This is a genomic window from Bacillus sp. REN10, from assembly GCF_016820555.1.
In the GTDB taxonomy this organism is placed as follows: domain Bacteria; phylum Bacillota; class Bacilli; order Bacillales; family Domibacillaceae; genus Bacillus_CE.
In genome coordinates this window covers 1-25216 of record NZ_JADHDW010000004.1, presented here as the reverse complement: position 1 = coordinate 25216, position 25216 = coordinate 1, and the positions used below count along the sequence as shown (strand labels likewise).

General features: G+C 41.6%; 26 protein-coding genes, 2 pseudogenes and 1 riboswitch. Of the genes and pseudogenes, 5 read left to right on the top strand and 23 right to left on the bottom strand.

Features of this window, described 5'->3' with window-relative positions:
* Positions 1-71: 71 nt before the first annotated feature.
* The 5 genes from IRB43_RS07525 to IRB43_RS07505 are packed head-to-tail and all read right to left on the bottom strand — an operon-like array spanning position 72 to position 3098.
* Positions 72-1037, bottom strand: coding sequence for a hypothetical protein (locus IRB43_RS07525; RefSeq protein ID WP_203362849.1), 966 nt, complete (start codon positions 1035-1037; stop codon positions 72-74).
* Positions 1038-1082: 45 nt separating this feature from the next.
* Positions 1083-2045, bottom strand: coding sequence for a nuclease-related domain-containing protein (locus IRB43_RS07520; RefSeq protein WP_203362848.1), 963 nt, complete (start codon positions 2043-2045; stop codon positions 1083-1085).
* Positions 2046-2073: 28 nt separating this feature from the next.
* Positions 2074-2637, bottom strand: a complete 564-nt coding sequence (locus IRB43_RS07515) for an SF0329 family protein (RefSeq protein ID WP_203362847.1) — start codon at positions 2635-2637, stop codon at positions 2074-2076.
* A gap of 21 nt (positions 2638-2658) precedes the next feature.
* Entirely contained in the window at positions 2659-2946 is a 288-nt protein-coding gene (locus IRB43_RS07510; RefSeq protein WP_203362846.1) for an ABC transporter permease, read from the bottom strand.
* 2 nt (positions 2947-2948) lie between these two features.
* Complete coding sequence (locus IRB43_RS07505) at positions 2949-3098, bottom strand: hypothetical protein (protein WP_203362845.1); 150 nt, start codon at positions 3096-3098, stop codon at positions 2949-2951.
* Between the two features lie 275 nt (positions 3099-3373).
* Here IRB43_RS07505 and IRB43_RS07500 point away from each other — a divergent pair, with 275 nt between their 5' ends.
* From IRB43_RS07500 to IRB43_RS07480, 5 genes are all read left to right on the top strand, one after another.
* Positions 3374-4123, top strand: a complete 750-nt coding sequence (locus IRB43_RS07500) for an SDR family NAD(P)-dependent oxidoreductase (RefSeq protein WP_203362844.1) — start codon at positions 3374-3376, stop codon at positions 4121-4123.
* A gap of 15 nt (positions 4124-4138) precedes the next feature.
* Entirely contained in the window at positions 4139-4867 is a 729-nt protein-coding gene (locus IRB43_RS07495) for an SDR family NAD(P)-dependent oxidoreductase (protein WP_203362843.1), read from the top strand.
* Positions 4868-4951: 84 nt separating this feature from the next.
* Positions 4952-5365, top strand: coding sequence for a MarR family winged helix-turn-helix transcriptional regulator (locus tag IRB43_RS07490; protein ID WP_203362842.1), 414 nt, complete (start codon positions 4952-4954; stop codon positions 5363-5365).
* 316 nt (positions 5366-5681) lie between these two features.
* On the top strand, positions 5682-6467 hold the full coding sequence (locus IRB43_RS07485) for an enoyl-CoA hydratase-related protein (protein WP_203362841.1): 786 nt from the start codon (positions 5682-5684) through the stop codon (positions 6465-6467).
* A 14-nt stretch (positions 6468-6481) separates the two neighbouring features.
* Positions 6482-7525: an enoyl-CoA hydratase/isomerase family protein gene (locus tag IRB43_RS07480; protein ID WP_203362840.1), complete on the top strand. Its 1044-nt coding sequence runs from the start codon at positions 6482-6484 to the stop codon at positions 7523-7525.
* A gap of 88 nt (positions 7526-7613) precedes the next feature.
* Here IRB43_RS07480 and IRB43_RS07475 read toward each other — a convergent pair.
* The 18 genes and pseudogenes from IRB43_RS07475 to IRB43_RS07390 form a co-directional block, all read right to left on the bottom strand.
* Positions 7614-7901, bottom strand: a pseudogene (locus IRB43_RS07475) (type 1 glutamine amidotransferase family protein); the annotation flags it as partial.
* Positions 7902-7919: 18 nt separating this feature from the next.
* The gene (locus IRB43_RS07470) at positions 7920-9374 is read right to left on the bottom strand and encodes a CoA-acylating methylmalonate-semialdehyde dehydrogenase (protein ID WP_203362839.1); all 1455 of its coding nucleotides are present in this window, start codon (positions 9372-9374) and stop codon (positions 7920-7922) included.
* 15 nt (positions 9375-9389) lie between these two features.
* Positions 9390-10277: an NAD(P)-dependent oxidoreductase gene (locus IRB43_RS07465; RefSeq protein ID WP_203362838.1), complete on the bottom strand. Its 888-nt coding sequence runs from the start codon at positions 10275-10277 to the stop codon at positions 9390-9392.
* Between the two features lie 12 nt (positions 10278-10289).
* Complete coding sequence (locus IRB43_RS07460; protein ID WP_203362837.1) at positions 10290-11945, bottom strand: acyl-CoA dehydrogenase family protein; 1656 nt, start codon at positions 11943-11945, stop codon at positions 10290-10292.
* A 123-nt stretch (positions 11946-12068) separates the two neighbouring features.
* On the bottom strand, positions 12069-13436 hold the full coding sequence (locus IRB43_RS07455) for a sigma-54-dependent Fis family transcriptional regulator (RefSeq protein ID WP_203362836.1): 1368 nt from the start codon (positions 13434-13436) through the stop codon (positions 12069-12071).
* A gap of 93 nt (positions 13437-13529) precedes the next feature.
* On the bottom strand, positions 13530-14438 hold the full coding sequence (gene prpB / locus IRB43_RS07450) for a methylisocitrate lyase (RefSeq protein ID WP_203362835.1): 909 nt from the start codon (positions 14436-14438) through the stop codon (positions 13530-13532).
* Between the two features lie 39 nt (positions 14439-14477).
* Positions 14478-15914, bottom strand: a complete 1437-nt coding sequence (prpD, locus tag IRB43_RS07445; protein ID WP_203362834.1) for a 2-methylcitrate dehydratase — start codon at positions 15912-15914, stop codon at positions 14478-14480.
* 100 nt (positions 15915-16014) lie between these two features.
* Entirely contained in the window at positions 16015-17127 is a 1113-nt protein-coding gene (gene mmgD / locus IRB43_RS07440) for a citrate synthase (RefSeq protein WP_203362833.1), read from the bottom strand.
* A complete protein-coding gene (locus tag IRB43_RS07435; protein ID WP_203363198.1) occupies positions 17124-17348 on the bottom strand; it encodes a hypothetical protein in 225 nt (74 codons plus the stop codon). Before IRB43_RS07435 ends, mmgD begins: the two co-directional genes overlap by 4 nt.
* A 223-nt stretch (positions 17349-17571) precedes the next feature.
* A riboswitch (cobalamin riboswitch) is annotated at positions 17572-17769 on the bottom strand.
* A 100-nt stretch (positions 17770-17869) separates the two neighbouring features.
* On the bottom strand, positions 17870-18484 hold the full coding sequence (locus tag IRB43_RS07430; RefSeq protein ID WP_203362832.1) for a PH domain-containing protein: 615 nt from the start codon (positions 18482-18484) through the stop codon (positions 17870-17872).
* 80 nt (positions 18485-18564) lie between these two features.
* On the bottom strand, positions 18565-18717 hold the full coding sequence (locus tag IRB43_RS07425; RefSeq protein WP_203362831.1) for a Fur-regulated basic protein FbpA: 153 nt from the start codon (positions 18715-18717) through the stop codon (positions 18565-18567).
* A gap of 179 nt (positions 18718-18896) precedes the next feature.
* Positions 18897-19859, bottom strand: a complete 963-nt coding sequence (locus tag IRB43_RS07420; protein WP_203362830.1) for an Rpn family recombination-promoting nuclease/putative transposase — start codon at positions 19857-19859, stop codon at positions 18897-18899.
* Between the two features lie 330 nt (positions 19860-20189).
* On the bottom strand, positions 20190-21680 hold the full coding sequence (locus tag IRB43_RS07415; RefSeq protein ID WP_203362829.1) for an MDR family MFS transporter: 1491 nt from the start codon (positions 21678-21680) through the stop codon (positions 20190-20192).
* Between the two features lie 53 nt (positions 21681-21733).
* A complete protein-coding gene (locus tag IRB43_RS07410) occupies positions 21734-22612 on the bottom strand; it encodes a radical SAM/SPASM domain-containing protein (protein ID WP_203362828.1) in 879 nt (292 codons plus the stop codon).
* 373 nt (positions 22613-22985) lie between these two features.
* Positions 22986-23465, bottom strand: coding sequence for a hypothetical protein (locus IRB43_RS07405; protein ID WP_203362827.1), 480 nt, complete (start codon positions 23463-23465; stop codon positions 22986-22988).
* Positions 23466-23538: 73 nt separating this feature from the next.
* Positions 23539-23763, bottom strand: a pseudogene (locus IRB43_RS07400) (transposase); the annotation flags it as partial.
* A gap of 147 nt (positions 23764-23910) precedes the next feature.
* Positions 23911-24411 carry a hypothetical protein gene (locus tag IRB43_RS07395; protein ID WP_203362826.1) on the bottom strand — a complete coding sequence of 167 codons (501 nt, stop codon included), beginning with the start codon at positions 24409-24411 and terminating at the stop codon, positions 23911-23913.
* 125 nt (positions 24412-24536) lie between these two features.
* Positions 24537-24935, bottom strand: coding sequence for a DUF4279 domain-containing protein (locus IRB43_RS07390; protein WP_203362825.1), 399 nt, complete (start codon positions 24933-24935; stop codon positions 24537-24539).
* Positions 24936-25216 lie beyond the last annotated feature (281 nt).

Here is a 25216-nt window from a genome sequence, read left to right as displayed (position 1 = left end):
TTTCGGCCTTCCCGCTCGTTTTCCGGCCCTCGCCTACTTTTTTCGGCCTTCCCACTCGTTTTCCGGCCCTCCTACTCTTTTTCCGGCCCTCGCCTGCTTTTTCCGGCCTTCCCACTCATTTTTCGGCCCTCGCCTACTTTTTCCGGCCTTCCCACTCTTTTTCCGGCCTTCCCACTCGCTTTCCGGCCTTCGCTCACTTTTTCCGGCCTTCCCACTCGTTTTCCGGCCCTCGCCCACTTTTTCCGGCCTTCCCCCTCGTTTTCCGGCCCTCGCCCACTTTTTCCGGCCTTCCCACTCGCTTTCCGGCCCTCGCCCACTTTTTCCGGCCTTCCCACTCGTTTTCCGGCCCTCGCCCACTTTTTTCGGCCTTCCCACTCGTTTTCCGGCCCTCGTCCACTTTTTCCGGCCTTCCCACTCGTTTTCCGGCCCTCGCCCACTTTTTCCGGCCTTCCCACTCTTTTTCCGGCCCTCGTCCACTTTTTCCGGCCTTCCCGCTCGTTTTCCGGCCCTCGTCCACTTTTTCCGGCCTTCCCACTCGCTTTCCGGCCTTCGCTCACTTTTTCCGGCCTTCCCACTCGTTTTCCGGCCCTCGGGCACTTTTTCCGGCCTTCCCACTCGCTTTCCGGCCGTCGCGCACTTTTTCCGGCCTTCCCACTCGGTTTCCGGCCCTCGCGCACTTTTTCCGGCCGTCCCACTCGCTTTCCGGCCCTCGCCCACTTTTTCCGGCCTTCCCACTCGTTTTCCGGCCCTCGCCCACTTTTTCCGGCCTTCCCACTCATTTTTCGGCCCTCGCTCACTTTTTCCGGCCTTCCCACTCGTTTTCCGGCCCTCGTCCACTTTTTCCGGCCTCCCCACTCATTTTCCGGCCCTCGTCCACTTTTTCCAGCCTTCCCACTCGTTTTCCGGCCCTCGCCCACTTTTTTCGGCCTTCCCGCTCGTTTTCCGGCCCTCGCCCACTTTTTCCGGCCTTCCCGCTCGTTTTCCGGCCCTCGCCCACTTTTTCCGGCCTTCCCGCTCGTTTTCCGGCCCTCGCCCACTTTTTCCGGCCTTCCCGCTCGTTTTCCGGCCTTCCCGCTCGCTTTTCAGCTCTCATCAAACTGCAAATGATACTTTCTTGCTTTTGTTTGGCCTGAGTATGGAAGTCCGGTTGATTTTAGCAATTTTTTCGCGATATGTTCAGAGGATATTTGCAAGAAATCTCTGGCCTGTCGGTTAGAGATGATCTTTCCAATTAGCAAGGAGTAATCTTTCAAGGCAGAGAGATGAGCGTCTTTAGACGTGTGCTCACATCGGGGACAAAACCACTTTCTTTGTCGCCTAATCATAGGGAGAGAGGAACAGCTTGGACATTGGACACCTGTTATGAGCTCAGAGGGAGAAATGTGAAACTTTTTTAGTATATCCGTCCTAAGTGGACAATGGCTGTTTAATAATTGGTGGGATAAATTGGATAGGTGTTGGAAATCGATGATAGGAAAAGGGTGCTTCATTTCTAGTTGTTGAATTTTCAGAGGAAGACTTGCGCTGTGGATAATTCGCTCGGCTACTTGAGCACTCGCTTTAATAATCGTACGCGGTTGGCTAATCACTACAAAAGTTTGAATAGGGAGATCTTCATACCCGTGGCGACTCAGCCATCTTTTCAACTGCTCCTTTTGGCGGTTCACCTGTAAAAGCGGATCGGGAAATCCTTCTTCTTTGCCATCTGCCAAACGAGTCATTTGATGAAAATTGGAGTCAAATATTAAGGTACCGTAATAATTTTTCACTTCTAAAATGAGTAAAAATTGGCGGGTTACAATGAGGGTATCCAGCTGAAAATAATTCATCTGCTCAAACAACCGCAAATCATGAAAAATTTGATAGTCATTTGGCGGCAATAAGCTGAGCGGATAGTCTAAAGACTTCTCCCCTTTGTACCCCGCCGCCTCCTTCGTAAGGCAATCCACTACTGCTTCTTTTTTAACATGATGCGGAGGAAGCCGTCGCTCTAATACTTGTAATTGCTGTAGAGACAGCGGCTCGATCCGTTGTTTCACGATCATCGAATCACTCCTTATTGGCTTTGTTCATTCATCTATTCCCCTCTCTTCCTTTTTGTTCCTGCTTCGCCTGTGTTAAAATTTTATTAAATTCCATTCTCCATTTATACATCTCCTGCACAAACGGATGTTCATTTTCCATGTTGTCCTGCAATTTTAACAACGTGCGTTTACCCATTCTGCGATCAATTACGGCTAGCATTCTAACAAGAGGGTTCGTTGATGAAAGAGCTTGCTCAATGGTCACAGAAAAATACTCCTCCAGGGCGTCAAAGAAATCGCTTTGTTCAAAGAAACCTTCTTCATTCGCCCATTTTTTTGCTTGTTCATAAATATTTATATTTTCACCTTTGTTTTCTATATCATATTCAATACTGTGTATATGTCTTAACTGCCGCTCCCTCTCCATGATTTCCATCTCGGTTTTAATGGAGCAGAAACTCATTATTTCTTTTTGATCTATTTGAATAAAAACTCTCCCCATTTGATCATGAGCTTTGCGATAATTTGTGACTTGGAACAAAATGCGCCCCTTTAAACTGTCACAAATCAGACCATCTAACTGTTTTTTGACCTTACTCCATTTTCTTTGCATTCATTTCACTCCTTATGATACTCACTCATACCGCACTCTCCCCACTCCAACCGCTAAAAACACCGCTGCAAATCTAAGCAAGACAACGATAGGCAGTGCAATGTCTGAAATGGATGCTTCATTAATAATTAATTCCGTGTAACCTTTCATCGCCCATGTTTGCGGGATAAATTGAGCGATGTTTTGCATGAAGTCTGGCACTAAAGAAAGCGGCCAATAGACGCCTCCAAGTATGAAAATGGAGACAATGACTAATGTCCCAATGGCGGATTGTTGCTCGACCGTTTGAACGAGACTGGCGATCAACAAGCCTAAGCCGATGATGCAAATAATTGCTCATGAGAAACCGTCAGCTGCTCATATTGATTGGCTATCGTTTCTTTCGCCATCATCAATTTTCTCATCTTGTTGACAAAAATAATTTCATCGAAATCTGATTCATAAAAGCGGCCTCCCTGCACCTTACTTAAATCACTTATTCTACCGACACATAGGAAGTTCCTCTTAATTTTCCAACAAAATTCCGTTTCATTCGTCAAAAATATAGGCAATGAGAGTCTAGTAAGATCGTGTTAACGTCCGATCAATAGTGAAGAATAATATTAAACAACTGAAATAGTCACGATGCCATACTAATTTGAAGCATATAAATTGTTTAATTAAAATAAATCTGCTATTATTTAGTTGTGAAATATTTAGGTGTTTAAATATTAACATTGAAACGAGGGACTCGATAATGAGATTAAAAGACAAAGTAGCAATCGTGACCGGCGGAGCTTCCGGGATTGGCCGAGGTATTTCTTTAGCAATGGCAAAAGAAGGCGCTCACATTATGATCGTCGATGTCAATGAAGCAGCAGGTAAGGCCACGTTAGAAGAAGTGAACCAATGGACGAAGAGCTCTTTACTCATTAAAGATATTTCAGTTCAAGAGAATGTAGAAGAAATTGTAGCAGAAACTGTTCGTCAGTTTGGCAAAATCGATATTTTGGTCAACAATGCGCACGCATCAAGAAATGTTCCTTTCACTGAAACAACGATGGAGCATTTTGATCTTTCATTTAATACAGGATTTTACCCAACGTTCAACTTTATGAAAGCTTGTTATCCTGAGCTGAAAAAAACAAAAGGAAAAGTAATCAACTTCGCTTCAGGAGCCGGCATAGAAGGACAGTTGACACAAACGTCTTATGCAGCGGCGAAGGAAGCGATTCGCGCCATTTCTCGAGTAGCCGCGAATGAGTGGGGACCAGATGGCATTAACGTCAACATAATTTCACCAATTGCACTAACGCCAGGAGTTGAACAATGGCGCGACAATTGTAGAGATCAATATGAAGCAATGCTTCAAAAAATTCCATTGCGTCGTCTTGGAGATCCAGAAGCGGATATCGGCAGAACGGCTGTCTTTTTAGCGAGCGACGATGCAAATTATATTAGCGGCCAAACATTTATGGTAGATGGCGGATCCATTAAATTACGATAATAGGAGATGAACAACATGGGAAGATTAGATAATAAAGTAGCGATTGTTACTGGCGGAGCTTCTGGTATTGGAGAAAAAATGGTTGATCGTTTTAGCCAAGAAGGAGCGATCGTGATCGCCGCTGATATTAATGAAGCAGCGTTAGAAAAAGTAAGCCAAAAAGAAAATGTATATGGTATGAAGCTCGATGTCTCTTCTGATGAAGGCTGGGCGAATTTAACGAAAAAAGTGAACGAACGCTTTGGCAAAATTGACATTTTGATTAACAATGCCGGCATTTCTTCTGAAAAACCAATGGAAGAAATTACAGAGAAAGATTGGCAATTAATGATGACTATTAACTCGTTTGGTCCGTTCCTTGGCATGAAACATGTCGCTCCGTATATGCAAGAACAAGGATCGATTGTTAATATCTCTTCATTTACAGCTCAAATTGGCATGGGCTTGAACCACTACTCTGCTTCTAAAGGAGCCGTTCGTGCGATTTCTAAAGCAGCAGCGACATTTTACGGAAGATCAGGCATTCGCGTGAATGCCCTGTTCCCAGGTATCATTGAGACACCAATGACAAAAGGATTGGAAACATCAAAAGAATTATTGAAACAGCTAGAAGCAGCGACGCCACTTCAGCGTTTAGGACAACCTGAAGACATTGCCAACGCGGCGCTTTACTTAGCATCCGATGAAGCTTCATTTGTCACTGGTGCAGAATTAGTGATCGATGGCGGATTCTCCGCTCAATAAGCACAATGAGAAAAAGCCCTTTACTTTTGGGGCTTTTTCTCATTATGCTAGGATAAACATAGACAGCTAGAAAGCAGGGATACAATGGAAAACGAAACGATTTTTGAATTAATTCACACGATGGAGCAAGTCACGAATAAAATGATTATTAATTGGAATAGAACCTTTAATGAAAACCTCGGCATCTCCCACATTCTCGTATTAAGCCACTTGAATGAGCATGGAAAAAGCCGCCCTTCTGATATCGCCAAAAGCCTTGGCTTAACTCCGCCTTCTTTAACTCACTTATCAGACAAACTGATTAAAAAAGAGCTGGCGATTCGCTTAGCAGATGAAGAAGATCGCCGCATTCTTTATTTGCACATTACGGATAAAGGTAAAGATATTTTGCAGAAAGCTCAAGAAGAAGGCATCAAATTACGAAAACAGCTGTTTGAAAAACTGACAGATGAAGAAAAAGAGCAACTGCTCAACATTTATGATAAATTGAACCAATAACAGAAGCCCCCTCCATTCGGGGCTCTTTTTGTGCTGGCTCCCACACATATTCCTCCCTTCTATCAAATATGATGTATAGAACAAAGGAGGGGAATTCATGCGCGATACAGCCGATTTCGGACAACAAATGATGATCGCCCCTGAAACAAAGGCAGCTGCGGATGATGATGGAGCATTCTCGCTTTATTAATAGGTGTCCAAACTGTCGATTTTGTATAGACACTTTGACGTTTTAGTTTTACGTAATTGTTTAGCAATAGGCGTTGAGATTGGCACGGTTATTGCAAGGTAAAAATATATAAAGGGGGAATCCATTATGAACAACCACTTAGTAACAGTATCAAAAGAAAATTTTGTTGCCATGGTAGAGATCAGTAACCCACCCGCCAATACATTATCCTCAGCCTGTATTGCACAATTACGCTCTATTTTCGACTCTCTTTCCAACGACGAAGATACAAGGGCCATCGTGTTAACAGGGGCAGGTCGCTTTTTCATTGCTGGAGCGGATATTAAAGAATTTGTTTCTGCTCTAGGAAAGGAGGATCAAGGATTAATGATGGCTGCTGCTGGACAAGCCCTCTGCGATGAAATTGAAGCGATGAACAAGCCTGTGATCGCAGCCATCAATGGCCCCGCACTTGGAGGTGGATTAGAAGTCGTGATGAGCTGCCATTATCGAATCGCTTCGGAATCGGCTATTCTCGGCCTCCCAGAGCTAAAACTTGGATTGCTTCCTACTTTCGGCGGCACACAACGTTTGACGCAAATGACGAACACAGCGATCGCTATGGATCTGATTTTAACAAGCAAGCAGTTAACTAGTGAAGAAGCACTTCATTTGGGAATCATTCAAGCTGTTGTTCCTCAAGAAGAAGTAAGACAAAGGGCGATCGATAAAGCGAAAAGCTTCATTGATGGAAAAAGCATGACAAGTGTAACACGCACGATTGAATGCATTATGAAAGGAAACAAAGAGCCGATTCAAGCGGGCTTAGAAAGAGAACGGAAAAAATTCGCGGAACTTTTCATCACCGAAGATGCAAAAGAAGGCATTCAAGCTTTTATCGAAAAAAGAAAGCCTCAATTTATTCATAGTTAGAAAGGTGGAATATCATGAATCAAGATGTGTTGTTTTCTACTAATAATCGCGGAATTGGGATGATTACGTTAAATCGCCCGGAGTCTTTGAATGCACTCTCGTTGTCGATGATCGCACCAATTTTTCACAAGCTGAAAGAATGGGAAAACGATGAACAAATTCAACTCATTATTATGAAAGGCTCCGGATCAAAAGCCTTTTGCGCCGGTGGCGACATTAAGACATTGTATGAAGCGAAATCGAGTGATGCCTCTTATGAAAAAGCGATGCAATTTTTTGAACAGGAGTATGAACTAGATCAATATATGTACCGCTACCCGAAGCCAATTCTTGCTTGTTTGGATGGCATTGTAATGGGGGGAGGCGTTGGACTGACATACGGATGTAGCCATAGAATCGTTACTGATAAAACGAAGTGGGCGATGCCTGAAATGAATATTGGCTTCTTTCCCGATGTGGGAGCTGCCTATTTTTTAAATCAAGCCCCTGGAAATGTCGGTCGCTACATAGCTTTAACGGCCTCTGTCATTCGTGCAGCGGATGTTCTGTATAGCAACGGAGCGGATTATTATATCCAGCAAGAACAGTTAGCCGCTTTATTAGCTAAAATAGAGGCGACTAACTGGCTCACTGAAAATGTACGAACGACGTTAGAAATACTATTAAATAGTTTTTCCGAGCAGCCGTTAGTCACTAGTGAGTTGGCCAAATGGCAAGCGGAGATTGATCGCCACTTTGCCCATGATACGATCGATGACATCCTGCAATCTCTTGAGAGTGATGAAGGTGAATTTGCGATCAAAACAAAGGAAACCTTATTGTCTAAAGCCCCGCTCTCACTAAAAGTGACCTTACAACAATTGATTAGAGGAAAAGAAAGCTCACTTGAAGAATGCTTTCAAATGGACTACACGCTTGCTAAAAACTTCTTAAAGCAAAATGATTTTTATGAAGGAGTTCGCTCTGTATTAATTGATAAAGACCATGCACCAAACTATCAGTATCAAAAGCTATCGGATATTTCGGATGAATTTGTAGATCGCTTCTTCCTGCTGTAGATAAATACAAAAAGACGGTATCCTTGTGGGGCACCGTCTTTTTGTATAGGGTAAGAGAGCCATTAGCGCTCAATATTGATTTTTTGGGTCATTTATTTATCGAATCCATTAACTGAAAAAAGTATTCAGGTTGATGAATCTTATTTAGGTTATACCATGATGAATGCAATGTATCTGGTGCAAATACATCTAAGACTTTCAGTACTTCCATCGCAAATTCCAGAGGAGCTACTCCTGATGCAGTAACCAAGTTCTCATCAGATGCTACAGGTCCCATCCCATAAAATTTTTCACCTTTATAATTAGGACAGACCATTTTAGTATAATCTAAGTTATTACTTGTATGCTTTCTAGCGTCTAGGTATCCACTATTCGCCGGCTCCTTCCGCTTTTATTAGAACCATCTTTCGGTTACTACTTTTTTGCGGGTGTAGAATTGCACGCCGTCTTTTCCGTTTGTTCCGAGGTCGCCGTAGAAGGAGGCTTTGTTGCCGGCGAAGGAGAAGAAGGCCATTGGCGCCGGAACGTTGACGTTAACACCAATCATTCCCGCGTCTATTTTTTCGCGGAATTGTTGGGCGTTTTTTCCGCTTGATGTATAAATGACGGCTCCATTGGCAAATTTGGAGCGGTTCGTCAGACGAATGCCTTCTTCTAGATTTTTGACTCTGACGACACTTAATACTGGAGCAAAAATTTCATCCTGCCAAATTTTCATTTCTGATGATACATTGTCAAAGATCGTTGCTCCTACGTAGTAGCCCTCATCATTCTCTACTTCACGGCCATCTATTAATAAGGAAGCTCCTTCTTGGACGCCGCTTTCAATATAGCTAACGACTCGGTCTTTATGGGACTGGCGAATCAGTGGTCCGACAAAGTTTTCCTTTAATCGTCCGTCGCCTGTTTTTAGCTTGCGCGCTTCAGAAAGAAGCAAGTCCATAAATGAGTCTGCGATTTCATCGACGACCGCAACGACAGAGCAGGCCATGCAGCGCTCACCGCTACTGCCAAAAGCGGCACCAATCACCCCTTGAACGGTTTTTTCTAAGTCGCAGTCTGGCATAACAATCGCATGATTTTTCGCTCCCGCTAGTGCTTGTACTCGCTTGCCATTGGCTGTGCCGGTTTCATACACATGCTTCGCGACCGGTTCAGACCCGACAAAGGAGACCGCTTTAATCGCTGGATTCTCAAGGATTCCATTGACGACATCCTTGCCGCCATGCACTAGGTTTAAAACTCCTTTTGGAAATCCAGCTTCATAAAATAATTCGACTAATCTTTCTGCTAATACTGGCGTCCGTTCTGACACTTTCAACACGAACGTATTGCCGCATGCAATCGCTAGCGGATACATCCATAAAGGTACCATCATCGGAAAGTTAAATGGCGTGACACCGGCGACAACTCCAAGTGGATAACGCCAAATGGAGCCATCAATTCCGCCTGCAATATTAGGCAAAGCCTCTCCCATCATTAAGCTTGGCGTAGAAGTAGCTAGCTCAACGACTTCAATCCCCCGCTGTACTTCTCCAGTCGCATCAACGATCGTTTTCCCGTTTTCTAATGTAATAATTTGAGCCAGCTCTTCTTTATTTTCCTTTAATGAATGGAGATAGTTATACAATAATCTTGTGCGGTTTGGAACCGGGACAGCCGCCCATTCGTCATAAGCTTTCTCTGCCGCTTTCACGGCTTGATCGACATCTGCTTTTGTTGATAAAGGAACGCTTGCAATCGCCTCACCTGTCGCAGGATTCACCACTGTTTCAAATGTTGTCGCTGTTGAATCTACCCACTCACCATTAATATGATTCTTCATTACTTTTACATTTGTCGTTAACAATTCGCCCACCTCTTCTTATTTAATAGTTATTGTTTGTTCCATTACTTTTTTATAGAGGACTGACATATCCTCCTCACCTAAACCAGCCTGCTCGACTTCTTGGTAACGTTCAAACAATGCTTGACTCATTGGTAAATCTAATTGACTCTCTTCTGCTAAGTCCATCGCTAAGCCTAAATCCTTGCATAACAGCTTTAAGGCAAAGCCTGGTTGGTAATCACCTTTCGCAATAAAGCTTTGATAATTCCGTTCATAAATGCGGCTTTGCCCATAGCTCACATTTAAAATATCAAACAATCGATCTAGATCCATCTCATTTCTTTTAGCTAAATTTAACGCTTCACTCACACCCGCTGTATAAAAGCCGATCAGTAAATTGTTAATCAACTTCGTGATCGTGCCGCTTTCAATTCGCTCTTCGACGTGAAAAATATTTTCACCTAATACATCTAACACCGGTAAAGTACGAGTAAAGATGCCTTTAGCTCCTCCAACCATAAATGTAAGTGTTCGATTCACCGCTCCTACGACTCCTCCACTAACAGGTGCCGCTAGAAATCGTGTATTCTTTTCATTCGCGGCCTGCAAAACCTTTTGATTCATCTGGGGCGAAACGGTACTCGTATCAATGAAAATATTATGCGGCTGACTGTGTGCAATCAAACCAGCTCCCCCTAAATACACTTGCTCCACCGCTTGAATGGATGGAAGACTCGTGAAAATAATGTCGCATGTGGAGGTTAAAAAGGAATGATCCACATCAACGATCCCACCTTTTTGTTTAAAAGCGGCTTCCGACTCTTTATTGACATCGACTCCATAGACGGTATAACCGGATTCGACTAAGTTTGCGGCCATTGGAAAACCCATATTTCCTAGTCCAACAAATCCAATCTTATTCATTAGTTTCCTCCTTCAAATCGGATATTTTTCACTGTCTATCACATATTTAGCAATCTGTCTTTTCGTTAATATGCTGTTATAATACATCGGCACATCGATTGTTTGCGCATCATTCAACAGTGCTTGCTTCACCATTTCATTGACATCTAAGCTAGCAAGACTAGAGAGGATGTTACATTTCACACGACGATATCCTTCCTCGCAAAGCATATTAGTCATCAGCTGCTGACAGTCTTTAGATAAGCTGTTTTCTGTCCGCAGGAAAGCCGCTTCCATCACATAAATGTCGATCATACTATCCGCTAGCAATCTTAAGTATTCCTGCTCTTCCCGTTGGATCCCACAATCAGAAAACGCTTTTAGCCCTTGATGAAGAAGTTGTTTGGAAGAATAGATAAACTGAGCATTTCGGCTATTTTGCTTCTCCTCTAGTTCGATCGCAGGACAATCTCCTAATAGCGCTTTGGCAATCGTCAATCGATTGATTTCATTCGTCCCTTCGAAAATTCGGCTAATTCTTGCATCTCGATATAAACGTTCCACGTCATATTCTTGCATATAGCCATAGCCGCCATGAATTTGTACCGCTTCATCGGCAATGCGTCCCAACATCTCGGAGCTTTGCACTTTATTAATGGCACATTCCATCGCAAATTTGGCTATGTAGTGTGCCTCCGCTTCTTGCTCATCAATCAAGCCAGCTGTTCGATAAGCGGCACTTTCTGCTCCATATACATTGATCGCCATATCGGCTAACTTTTCTTGAATCATCGAAAACTGTTGAATTGGCTGGCCAAATTGTTTTCGCTCCTTGCTATAATTGACAGAAAGCTCGATTGCTTGCTTACTTGTTCCAATATTCGCAAATGCCAGCTTTAGTCGAGCTAAATTCAAAATGTTTAAAGCAACGAGATGGCCTTTTCCTACTTGACCAAGCACATTTTCAACAGGAATGGTCGCATCCTCTAAAACTAACGTGGCGGTCGATGAACCTTTAATCCCCATTTTCTTTTCTTCTGGCCCAACAGAAACACCCGGGTGACCTCTTTCAACAATAAAAGCCGTCATCCCTTCGATTGTTTTTGCAAACACAACAAACACATCGGCGATCCTTGCATTCGTAATCCATTGTTTTTCACCATTTAATACCCAAGAAGAACCGTCTGTGGCTAACGTCGCGCTCGTTTTTGCCTGAAGAGCATCACTTCCTGCATCCGGCTCCGTCAAGGCATAGCCGGCGATCCATTCTCCAGACACTAGCTTTGGTAAATACGTTCTTTTTTGCTGTTCTGTTCCGAAATAGACATAAGGAAGTGTACCGACTCCGACATGAATGTTAAAAGAAACACTAAACGAACCACCATAACCCATTTTTTCAGCGATTAGCCCTGATACTCTTTTGCCTAATGTAAATCCGCCGTATTCTTCGGCCACCTCTACCCCTAACAAGCCTAACTCCCCTAATTGTTTAAAAAGTCGACGAGTAATATCGTAATCATGCTGTTCAATGTTTTCTATTTGTGGAAGGATTTCTTTTTGGACGAACTGCTCGGCTGTTTTGGCGATAAGCTGTTCTTCCTCTCCAAAGTCGTCCGGTGAAAAGAAGGCATTTTTTGTTGGAGAGGAGAAAACATTCCATATGTGCTGCTTGTTATCTGTTTTCAACATTGCGATCCCCCTTTATGGATTTCTCACCTTTACATAAGCAAATTCTATGCCACTCTAAAAGGTGTATAAATCCAGAGAAAATCAATAAGAGTACTGTATAATTGTTTGGACAATTTGACAAAATTAAGCATTAAAACGGGCTAATTTGTTGTATAACGTCGCACGTGAGATCCCTAATATTTCCGCTGCTCGCGACTTGTTTCCCTTCACATCTTTTAAAACACTCTCAATCAGTCCTCTCTCTTCTTCCTTTTGAACGAGCATGAGATGTTTTTGCCGATCATGCAGACGATTGAATCGACGATTTTGGTACTGATGAAGAAGCTCATTAGGTATATCCTTTACACCAATGTGCGCATGATCGCTAAGCACAAACATTCTTTCCACCACATTCATTAATTCACAAACATTTCCTGGCCAGTCATATTTGAAAAAATGGCACAGCACATCGCGGTCTATTATTTTCCTCTCTAACGGATATGTTTGATACAGACTATCCATATAGGCTTCTATAATCTCAGGGATATCACTTTTTCTTTGTCTAAGGGGAGGAATATAGAGGGGAATGACATGGAGCCGATGATAAAGATCCTCTCTAAACTCTCCTCTCACAACCATTTCCTTCAAATCTTTATTTGTGGCGGTGATCAGTCTAAAGTTAACAGACACAGGTTGAGTGCTTCCGATTCTTTCGACTTCTTTTTCCTGAAGTACTCTTAAAATTTTCACTTGTGTCAATAACGGCATATCACCAATCTCGTCCAAAAAAAGAGTGCCTTTGTGAGCAAGTTCAAACTTTCCGGGCTTTCCGTTCTTTTTTGCTCCAGTAAAAGCTCCATCCGCATAGCCAAACAATTCCGATTCCAATAGATTCTCCGGTATCGCTGCACAATTGACACTGACAAGAGGCCCTGTATTGGTGATCCCCTCATAATGAATGGCACGAGCAAATTGTTCTTTGCCGACTCCGCTTTCTCCTGTAATCAACACTGGAGCGAGCGATTGCGCAGCTTTTTGGGCGATTTTCTTTGTCTTCTTTAATTCAGGGCTCTCTCCCAAAATGTCTTGAAAATAAACCGCTTTACCACCTTTTGTATAACGGTTCGATTTTTTATCAGCAGGTTGACTCTTTCTGTGGAAAGCTAAAAGCTCTTGCTTTCCGATTGCCCCTAGAAATTCTTGATGGTCAGTAATCACATAAAGCGGAATACGCTCAATCTCCCTCATCGAGAAAGTCGCTGGCTTCGTATGTTTACTTTCTTGAATGATCGAAGCGATCACTTCATCTGAGTCTCCATGCTTCTCTAATCGACTTAAACAATCTTGCAACGTAATAATGCCAAGCAAACAACCATTCTCAACAACAGGAAGTTCCGTATGCTCAGATTGAACAAAATAGTGCAACGCTTGCTTAATCGAAGCTTCTTTGTTTAACACCCAGCGGTCCTTCTTCAGCCAATTGCAAACAAAGTAGTAATCAATAGTCTCCATCTATTCACGCCTCCTTCACCGTAAAAAAAGCGATGAAACAGGAAACATTGCACAACGTATTATGCTAAGATGCCTGTCATCGCTTTTATGTGTTTATTGACCTTTTGTTAATACGGTTTTCGCTACTTGCTGATCCAAGTCCTCAAATTGATGATACGAAATCGTTTCGTACAGTTCACTTCTTGTCTGCATCTGTTCAAGACCAGCTTTTTGTGTGCCTTCTTCTTTGATCAACTGAAAAATACGCTCATACGCTTTTGCTGCTACACGAAGTGAAGTCACTGGATAGATCACCATTTGATACCCCATTTCAGCGAATTCCTCTGCTGTATAATAAGGTGTTTTTCCGAACTCTGTCATGTTCGCTAATAATGGAGCCTTAATTTGACTAGCAAACTGACTGAATTCTTCCTCTGACTGCAACGCCTCTGGAAAAATAGCATCCGCTCCCGCTTCCACATACGCTGTTGCTCGCTCAATCGCCGCCTCCAAGCCTTCGACCGCACGAGCATCTGTGCGAGCGACGATCACTAATGAAGGAGCTGTTTGTTTCATCACGCGAATCTTTTGCACCATTTCTTCGGTCGTCACCAATTTTTTGCCGTTTAAATGGCCGCATTTCTTTGGCAATTGCTGATCTTCTATTTGCACAGCAGCAACTTTCGCTTCGACCATTTCAACGGCTGTTCGTGCGGCATTCAACACGCCGCCAAAGCCAGTGTCAATATCAACGAGCAACGGTAAGTCAGTCGCCCGCACAATTTCTCTTGCTCTTTGGGCGACTTCCGTCGACGTGACCATTCCTAAATCCGGCAATCCACAACTAGCGGTGTAAGCGGCACCTGATAAATAAAGGGATGAGAAGCCAGCTTGCTTTGCAACAAGAGCCGCCATCGCATCATGCGCACCCGGAATTTGCAGAATAGTAGATGCATGCATCTCTTCCTTGAATCGATTTGCTAGTTCCGTTTGCGTCGATGGTTGATCCACAATCCAAGCCATGAAAGTTCCTCCTTTAGTATTGGGCTCTTTAACAGAGACTTATATTAAAAACAATTCGATAAATTTATTAACTGACAAATCAGATATTTTTTTCGAATCTAAGCAGACTTCTTGTATTTGCTGTTGTTGCTTTTGCGAATAGTGGGTGCTAATGTTTTCTGCAAACTTCTTGATCACCTTTGGAATCGCTTCTTCACGGCGGAAACGATGACCTAGTGGATATTCACATTCCACTTTATCTGTTGATGTACCATCTTTAAAAAATACTTGAACCGCGTTGGCGATTGAGCGCTTGCTCGGATCGAGGTAATCTTTAGAGTATTGTTGATCTTCTTCTACCAACATTTTCTCTCGCAGTTGATCAATTCTCGGATCAGCAGCGCATTCATCTTCATAATGATCAGCGACAATATCACCATAAAGAAGACCAATCGCCGTGATATATTGCAAACAATGGTCACGATCAGCAGGGTTCGTTAACGGTCCCTTCTTATCAATGATGCGAATGGCTGATTCATGTGTCGTAATTGCAATACGATCAATTTCATCTAAGCGTTCTAGCACTTGCGGATGAAGCTTAACCGCACATTCAGCCGCTGTTTGTGCATGAAATTCTGCTGGATATGATACTTTAAAGAGCACATTTTCCATCACATAAGCATCAAGCGGACGAGCGAGTGTTAATTCCTGACCTTTAAATAACACCTCTTGGAATCCCCAGCCCGGTGCAGATAGAGCGGACGGATAGCCCATTTCGCCTTTTAACGCCATCAATGCCAAGTGTACACCGCGACTTGTTGCATCGCCTGCTGCCCATGACTTACGTGAGCCAGTGTTCGGCGCATGACGATATGTGCGTAAGCTACTGTTGTCAATCCAAGCGTTCGATAAAGCGTTAATAATTTCGTCTCGGCTGCCTCCAAGCATTTTTGTCACTACAGCGGTCGTCGCAATTTTAACAAAAAGAACATGATCTAGTCCGACGCGGTTTAAACTATTCTCTAGCGCAAGAACCCCTTGAATTTCGTGAGCTTTCACCATTGCTTCCAGCACTTCGCTCATTTTCAACGGCTCTTTCCCTTCTGATACACGCACGCGGCTCACATAATCTGCTACAGCTAAAATGCCGCCTAAATTATCGGAAGGGTGTCCCCATTCTGCCGCTAACCAAGTATCGTTATAATCCAACCAGCGGATCATGCAACCAATGTTAAATGCACCTCGCACTGGATCTAACACATACGACGTACCTGGAACACGCGAGCCATTCGGCACGACCGTCCCCGGTACAATCGGTCCCATCAGCTTCGTACATTCAGGGTAATTCAATGCTAAAACTCCACAGCCAAGCGTATCTAATAACACGTATTGTGCCGTTTGTAATGCTTCCGAACTAGTAATCTCCTTCGTTAATACATAATCAGCGATTTCCTCTAGTAACACATCTACTTGATTCGTTTCTTGTACTTTTAACATTGCACCCTTTCCTTTCTAACAAATTTTGTTTATGATAGTGAGGGATGTTGAGCAGAACATCCTTTTGGCGAGTGGGCGATCAAACAACTCCCCAGTTGTTTTAGTTACTTAACAATTGCCGCTCGCCTATATAATTTACCCGCGGACGGAACAGACGATTATTATCATACTGCTCGATCACATGGGCGCATAATCCAACCGTTCTAGCGGAGAAAAAGATCGGTGTATACAATGGAATTGGAATGCCGAGCATCCAATAAACAGGTGCCGCATAATAATCCAAGTTAGGATAAAGCCCCTTTTCTCTCTCCATCAATTTCTCTCCCGCTTCACACATTAAGTACAATCGGTCATCCCCTTTTTGTTCACATAACTCTTTCAATGCTTCTTTCATCATCGTTGCTCTCGGGTCCATTTTTTTCATATACACCCGATGCCCAAATCCCATAATCCGTTCTTTCTTGGCAAGCTTTGAGGCTAGTAATTGTTCAAATTCAGCCGCACTGTCTGCTTGAAGAAGCATATGCATCACCGCCTCGTTCGCTCCACCATGTAAATTCCCCTTTAAAGAAGCAACTGCTCCAGTCAGTGCACCGTATAAATCAGACTGTGTGGAAGCAATGACTCGAGCAGTAAAAGTAGAATTAGGCATTTCATGTTCGCTATAAAGTAATAAAGAGCGGTCAAATATTTTTTCCTCTTGTATAGAAGGCTTATTGCCGGTAATCATGTAATAAAAGTTGGCACTGTAGCTTAACTGTTCATCTGGAAGAACTGGTTGTTTGTTATGAAGAATCCGGTAGCTATTGGCGACGATATTCGGTATTTGTCCTAACAATTGATACGCTCTCTCTTTATTTCCAGAACGATGATCAATGTTCTCATCATATCCTGATAAAAAGGAAATTCCCGTCCGCAAGCCATCCATCGGGTGCGTTTGCTTCGGCATTAGTTTGAACATCTCAAACATATCATCAGGCACTTCATAATGACGTTTCAACATTTGTTCTAATGCTTGCTTTTCTTCTTCATCAGGAAGCTGACTTTCAAGTAAAAGATGAATAATATCTACATAGCTTTTCGTTTTCGACAACTCAATAAGATCATACCCTTGAATAACAATCTCTTCTTGAACGGTATCAAGAAAAGAAATTTTCGTTTCAGCTGCAATCACACCTTCAAGACCCGGAAAATAATTGACCTCTTGATTCATATTTCTTCCTCCGATCCAAATATGTCCTCTTGAATTAGCTTGTAAGCCTTTTCAAGATTCATAAGTAATGTTTCTTGCTCTGCTGGTGCTACATGCTGTTGATTAATTTCATTTCTTAGCTGATCACCAATACTTTCAAGTGATTCTGATTGAACTAAGCTGTAGTTGTTCATAATCGATGTTTTAAAGCAATTAACAAAATAACTAACGGTCCCAAACAATGTAAATCCCCTCCTCGCAAAGACCAAGACGTATTGTGAAACAGCCACTTAGAAGTATAGGATGTACGAGTGCCACATTGCCGTAAAGAAATAGGCAATAAAAAAAACAACTTCTTTAAGAAGTTGTTAAATGCGCGAAGGAAACATCAAATAAACATGTGAAAAGGCATAAAAACCCCATGTCTAATCGCTCGCACTTAACACCTCCTATCCTCGTAGGAATTGATGTGTGCTAAAACAGGCAGGTCTCCTGGCTCATGATCATCGCGCTTCGAGCCTTCCCATTTTCATTGACTGAAAACAGTGGCATTTTCGAATCGCTCCCAATTACAGTTGCGGGACAGCGTCGGTCTCTAACCGAACTTCCCTTTTAAGCAGATAACACAACTTCTTTATCCGCACCTGTTTCTACACATATTCAGCTTTCATGGTTAAATGTATCAGAGATTTTGGAAAATTACAATTACTTTATCAAAAAAAGGTACTGCTCACTCACACATTTGAACAGTACCCTCATTCATTTAATTATTAATATATTTCTCAAACACATGACCAAAGTCTTTCACATGATACTTATTATGGGCAGATGTTAGCCATTCAAAGCTAAAATCAGTTAGTCCTTTATACGTACCAGCTAAATTTTGATCATCCGTTCTAGAGCTTTGCAAAATCATTGCTGCTTTGTCTAAGCTTTGTGTTGCCATATCCATATGCAGTCCGTTCTCATACGTCATTTCAGCAATGCGAAGAAGTGATTTATATAGATCTTTCAGCTGCTCGATTTGATCTTTTCTCACATCGATATCGAAAGGCTGACCGCCGATCATAAACTTAATTTCGACATCCATATCGATTTTTCCAGCCGTTTCTAATAAGACACCAGAAACTTTATGCTGGGCATATGGGTAGCGCTTCAATGTTCGCTTCGATGAAACGGCACTTTCCCCATCCACATGAATAAGTGCTAGATTCGTAAAGCAATACTCATCCGCTTTTGTCTTAATCAAGAAATAAATCTTTTCATTATCCTCATGCATGACATAATCGTCAGCATCCGCTTTATCGTAATCGGCTGGAGAAATAATCGTTCCAATGTCGGACAAACCTAACGCATCCGCAGCAATTTTCTTAAACATCGTCTCATCCCTTCTTCGATCTCATTTATTTACAATTACTCTTTCAGTTTAACAAATTTTTTTAGAATTCACACTTATTTTTATGATGAACGAACAGTGACTACTCTTTCGATCAAATGCCGTAATTCTTCTCGAGATAGCTCAAATAATTGACGGCCATCCTTCGCCTTATACACTTGACGGTCAAGTAGCCAGTCGATCAGATAATCTTTGCTATCATCAAACTTTCCCATGTTTCATTCCAAATCCTTTCTTCAAGGTTATTCTCTCACTTTTCTTTATTCCCGCCTAACGCTCGATCAAACATGACAATTCATTGACAAACTAAAATGACTTCCATATTGTGACACTACAAAAGGGACAGAATGAAGCACTATCTTTTTTCGACAAAATTCGGGGAGTGACAGGCACCTCATCTTATAGCTTTCACTTGTTCCACCGTTAAATCCGTAACCTTAGCAATTAATTCTACTTCTATTCCTTCTCGGAGCATTCGCTGTACAGTTGCCTTTTTTTCTTCAGTTGCACCTTCTTCACGACCTTGAGCTAGTCCTTTCTCCAACCCTTTTTCGAGTGCTGCTTTTTCTCTCAATTCAGCTTCTACTCTTGCGGCTTCTTCATCTAGTACTTGTTTCAGACGAGCTTCATATGCCAATACTTCTTCTTGAGTAGCGCTCAACAAATCCCAGCCTTGAAAAGCATTCTTGAGGGTTTCATCTTTCATAGCGATCTCCTCCAATTCTTTGTAAATGTCCTCATAAACTGTTCCATTTCTATAATCCACAATACCTAACAACAACAGCCATCTGGCTAGCACGTCATTCCACGGATCTAACTTTTCTTGCTTCCAATCACGAATGAGCTTAGGCATCTCTAGAAAGTGAAATTCCATGACATCAGTTAATTTAAATTGTTCTTGATCTTCATATAAGTGATAAGAGGTGTGAAAACGATCTGTTTGGGTAATCAGTTCAAAGTTCAAGATGTTAATCGCAATCACAGGTTGTAGTTGCTTGTAAGCCATGTTTTTCTTCATTGGTGTACGATAAATGCCTGACCAATAGTAAATCGAACGCTTCACCATATCATATTTATTCGTAAATTGAATCTCAATGTTGATTGATTCGTTATCATTTGTTATCGCTAAAATATCTAAGCGGGATTGCTTATCTTCTTGATACTCCCCGCCAGCTTCTGTGTTCTTAAATGTAATATCTTTAATACTTTCTCGTCCGGTTCGATTGAGGATGGCATTCAGAAAGACGACTGTAATATCTTTATTCTTTTCCGTACCAAAAAGTTGTTTAAATGCGTAGTCAATTTTAAGGTCCATTAATTGATTTAACGGAACTCTTTTAAGTAACCTTGTTTTCATCGTTTTCCCATCCCTCCTTTCCTTTATTGTAGCATGTTTTTGAAAAGACAACTTAAACTAAAGATCCATATCTTGTACGTAATAACTGTAGAACGTTTTGAAATATCATCTTCACGATCATCTTCCACACTAAACTCCTCCCTACTTTATCGAAGCAAAAACAAAGGAGCCGCTGATTCAACTAGGCTTCAGCAGCTTAACATTTGATGAAATTGTCGAAGGGGTGCAATTGTTGAAAAAGGCTTGGGAAGTGGAGTGAGGAGGTCGAGGCTATCCCCTAAGTTATATTAACTTTGTGGTTCTAGCTTCTCTTGCTCCATATTTATCCCCTCAATCCCTCTTCTTCAAAAACAGTAAAAAAGCAAAAGACAAAATCGCAAATAGAAACACAACAAAATAGACACTATGCAAAGAAGCCGCTAGCCCTTCCGTTAATAAGTGACGCACTTCTGCAGAAAATCCGCTTTGTCCATCCCCTAATAGTTGATTAATAGAGTCAAGCGACAACGTCTGGACACGCTCTTCTGATTGACTGGACAAATAAGCTTGCAATTGGCTGTTTAACACGCCGCCTAACAAAGCGGCACCTACTGTGTTTCCTAAGTTGCGCATAAACATATTGGCTGCCGTAGCCGCTCCTCGCTGCTCCCATTCCACAGAGCTTTGAATGGAAACAATAAATGCGGTCGATGTCAGTCCCATGCCGATCCCAGTGAAAAAGGAAGATCCTGCCGCCCATAATGGACCTGACTCCTTCGTCATCAATAGAAACATGCCACTCCCAATGATTAAGGCCACGCCACCAATAATCGTCGTTTGGCGATAACCGATGGAAAGTAGCAGCCGTCCCGATAACGTAGAGGCAATTGGCCAGCCAATCGACATCGCTGTCAGCGTAAAACCGGCGAGCGTCGCATTTTCCCCCATCACACCTTGCACGTATGTTGGTAAAAAGCTCGAAATCCCAATCAGCATAATCCCTGTCGTGAACGAAACGATATTCGCAATCAAGATTGAACGCACTTTCCACAGCTGAAAAGGCATCATCGGTTCTGCCGTTCGTCTTTCCTGCCAAATAAACAGCGACAAGGCGAGCGCTACAATAGCCACTAATAGAGCTGTAGAAGCGGACAGCCAGGCAAATTGAACGCCGCCTTCTACTAGTAAATACATCAAAGAAGAAATCGCCGCTAAAAACAAAAAGGTCCCTAAATAATCGATGTTGGTCTTTTTCTTTTCAATATTCTCATGTAGAAAGAACAACAAACCAGCAATCGTTAACAAACCGAGCGGCAAGTTCAGCCAAAACACGTACCGCCAGCTGACATGTTCAACGAGCAAGCCGCCTAACGCTGGGCCCATCACCGCAGAAATTCCCCACACGCTCGACAAATACCCTTGCACTTTCGCTCTCTCTTCCTTCGTATAAAGATCGCCCACAATCGTTGTCGCCACTGGCATCACCGCTCCAGCGCCAAGCCCCTGTAACAAACGAAAGATAATCAGCTGTTCCATCGAACCCGCAAAGCCGCATAAAAAAGAACCAATTAAAAACAGAACGATGCCCGTAATTAACACCGGCTTCCGTCCATAAAGATCCGACAGCTTTCCATAAATCAACACCGTCGCTGCGTTCATTAGCAAATAAGCCGAAAACACCCAGCTATATAAAGAAAAACCGCCTAAATCAGCAACAATCGCTGGCATCGCCGTAGAAACAATCGTCGCTTCAATCGCTCCCATAAACATCGCCAAAATCACAGCAACCAGTACAAGGGGGCGTTTCGTTGTTTTGCTTGCTTTTGAAATAGTAGCTTCCATGTTTCTTCTTCTCCCCCATTGCGTTTTTTATTGGAATAATGGAGCAACCTTACCTATTTTCCAAACCTTTTACGATATCCACATTTTCTACACAGCTCTTCCACTGCTTCTCTTCGTGAAAACCCGTCTACAAGGTTTTTCGCTCGATCCCCTTCAATAATCTCAGAGAATGAGGCGTCATTAATATTTCCAAGGTTGATTATTCCTTCACCATCTAAGCAACAAGGAATGACCGTTCCGTTCGCTAAAATGCCCGCTTGATTTCGAAGACCATAACAGAAGCCTTTTCCATCGTCCTCTTCTTCATGCAATGCCGGCCACTGAAATTCGTAATCTTGGTTAATGTAGATGCGCTCCGCAATCTTCACGCCACTTCCTGGTACGACCTTCTCTTCAATTTTGTAGTCTAAATCAAATTCGTTCTCAATCATTTCAAGTAATTCTCTGTTTCGTTGTTTTTCAAGATTCGTTGCATTGTCTTGGGTAAGATTCCATAGCCTCAACGAAACAATCATGTCGGACTGGCTCGTTGCCTCTTTAATAAAAGAAAGGATGCTTCTCACATACCCTTCCTTATCTGTAGAACCTTCATGCCCATCAAAGCTATGAAGCGAAAAATTCATCTGTCTTAACGCTGGTTTATTTAATAACTTGTCCCTCTTTTTATTAATCAACGTACCATTCGTTGTAATGTTCACTTTAAAGCCTTTTTCATGACTTATATCTAATAACTGTCCGATCTTAGGATGAAGCAGCGGCTCACCTTTTACATGTAAATAAATATAATCTGTATGTGGCTTAATTTGATCTAATCTCTTAGAAAAGTCCTCCACAGAAAGAAACTGCTTCTGCCGCTCTGTCGGCGGACAAAAGCTGCAAGCAAGATTACATACACTTGTAATCTCTAAATAAAACTTCTTGAATTTTTTCAACTTCCATTCCTCACTTTTTTTGACTACTTAGAACAGGATGAGAGATTGTTCTCTCTCTATTACAACATACTTTTTCAGAAAATGTTATCTATTGAAGGGGGCTAATTATTATGACGGGTTTGTTGATGTGAAGGCAAATGATGAATCCAAAAATTAACGTTCATTTTTTCAATCAGTCTCCTCCAACGTATAGCCTTAATAAAGTGAAACTTCAATCAGTAGGGGTTTTTTTCATCCCCCACTGATTGTTAGTTGAACGGATCGGGCGTTTACGGGCTGTTGATCCCCCACCTACACGTCTGCGCTTCTTCTGCCATGTTGAGGCGGGGGTCTTACAGCCCGTTAATGCGGGATAATCTCCTAGCATTCTTTTTTAATTCTCTGCCAAAAAAGAGTCTAAAGTAGATACTTCGTGAACACTCTTTCTAAACTTATCCACTAAATCTGCATGATCAGTAGTCACTATCACGACGGTAGTATCAAAAAATCCAAATTCTATTTCAGTATTTTTAAATGGCGAGCTATACCCTTTACCCCAATACTCCTTGTTATTGTTGATATAAGGAAACTCCTCGATATCAGTTATGTTAACATCAGGTTTAACACACATAACAACTCCAAATACTAACAGTATGTTATATTTTTGAATAATAGAATGAAGTTCATTTCCCGTTAACATGAATGTTTCTTTTTCAAATTCAGGTAATATGATTTCTTCCCCTTCGTGAAAAACGTAACCTTGAATATCAGTAAAAATCCAATTGAATTTTTTGATTTCTTCTCCTAAAAATGACAACAATTCATCTATATAAAAAGGATTGAAGCTTTCTGATCCTTCAACACATAATCTCATTTTTTACCCCCCTTTTTTATTTATGCCACTTACTTCTACTTGGTTTTCCGTCTTTCCAAGACCATGTATGTTTATTTGATAGGTCAAAGATGGATTTGAGTAATAAATATTTGAACATACGAATCGGAAGCACTGCATTGCGACCGTTATTGAGACAATATTTATTTTTCAATTCTTCGAGCACAAAAGAAAAGTCGACAAGTTCATTGATTGGACGAAGCATATTATCTTTTCGCACAACCATATCGCAAATCGCCATAAATGGGCTAAAATTGAAAGATTTTTGATTGGAAATCATCAGGACATCACCTGAAACTAGTACACTTACTATACAACAAAACTAGCGAGCCTTTCCTCGATAAAAATCGAGGAAAGGCTCGCTTAGTTAAATAATATGGACTTTTTCAGTGCCCTCCATTTAAGCATGTGGGGGCTACTTGATGCTTTAAATAATTTCTTTAATTTCCTCAAGTATTGATAAATTATTGCAGTCAACTCGAATCATATCTGGATAATAAAAATCTAATACAAAGCAGGGATCATCAATTTCACCCAAATAGTCTGCGGGTTCAAATGAGGCCTCTATACTTTGTTCTACTTCACGTAAAAACAAATCAATATTTTTACAACCAATAATTGAATGTTCTTTTATTAAGTCTTTTGTTAAATTTATATCTTTCAAAGGGCAAAAGATAACTTTATCAAGCTTAATTAATCTATTCAGTAAACCGCTGACTTTTATACCAAATTGAGCATTGTTTCTCTTACTAACAAATTGATATTGATAAAGTGAATAATTAGAAGAAAGTTGATAGTATATTTTTTTAGCTGTCTCCCAAAAAACTGCTTCTACTTCTTTAGTCTTACCTTCAATTGATATGATAAAAGAATGTGTTTCGTTTGTTTTTATTATCGGTCCTTTGCTTTCCAAACTGTTACTCTCCATTGAGAAGATCCCCTTTTCCATTTACCTTTATACTTTGAATATTTGTTCTTCTGAGAGCTATGGGGTCTGATCCCATAGCTCATTTTGTGATCATTTTTTATCAAATATTTTTTAATAAATATTTTTTAATAAATATATAAATCTACCTCGAATTCTGCACCGATATCACTCGCAAAAGTTATAAAGCTACTATCTAGAGCAATAGCAGGCTTTTCATCTTCCTCAACATTAATAACAACAAGAAATAAATAATCTAAATCATATGTTGTTTTTAGCTCTTTTAAAATATTTTTCTTATTTTGAAGAATATTTATGAGCTTACTTAATTGACACATTATATCAAAAGAGTGTTCGTAGTCAGTATGAATCCACCAATTCGTATCTTTTCTTTTGATGGGTTCTTTCGGAACTTCTTCCCCTTTTATCCAATACCCATGAGGCTCAATACCGAGTCTCTGTGTAACAACATTAGGGTCAAAAATATCACCAATTATAACAAATTCAGCATTAACATTTGTCGCCATTATTGTTTACTCCTTTTTTATTTGATACTTAGGAGTGGAGGTCTGACCCCACGTACGGAGCTTGGTCTTTGTTTTTTGCCTTTAAATATAATCTTATAAACATATTGTCTCCTTTATTTATGAGTTATTTTACCGTCTAATGAACCTCCCCTACCTATTGCTTCGCTCTTGAGGTAGGGGTTTCTTGTCGATCCCCAAGACATCAAAAGCTGGACGATGTCCATAGGCGTATACAACACCCTCGTCTGTCTTGGGGACTGACGCTCCCATATGGAAGCAGT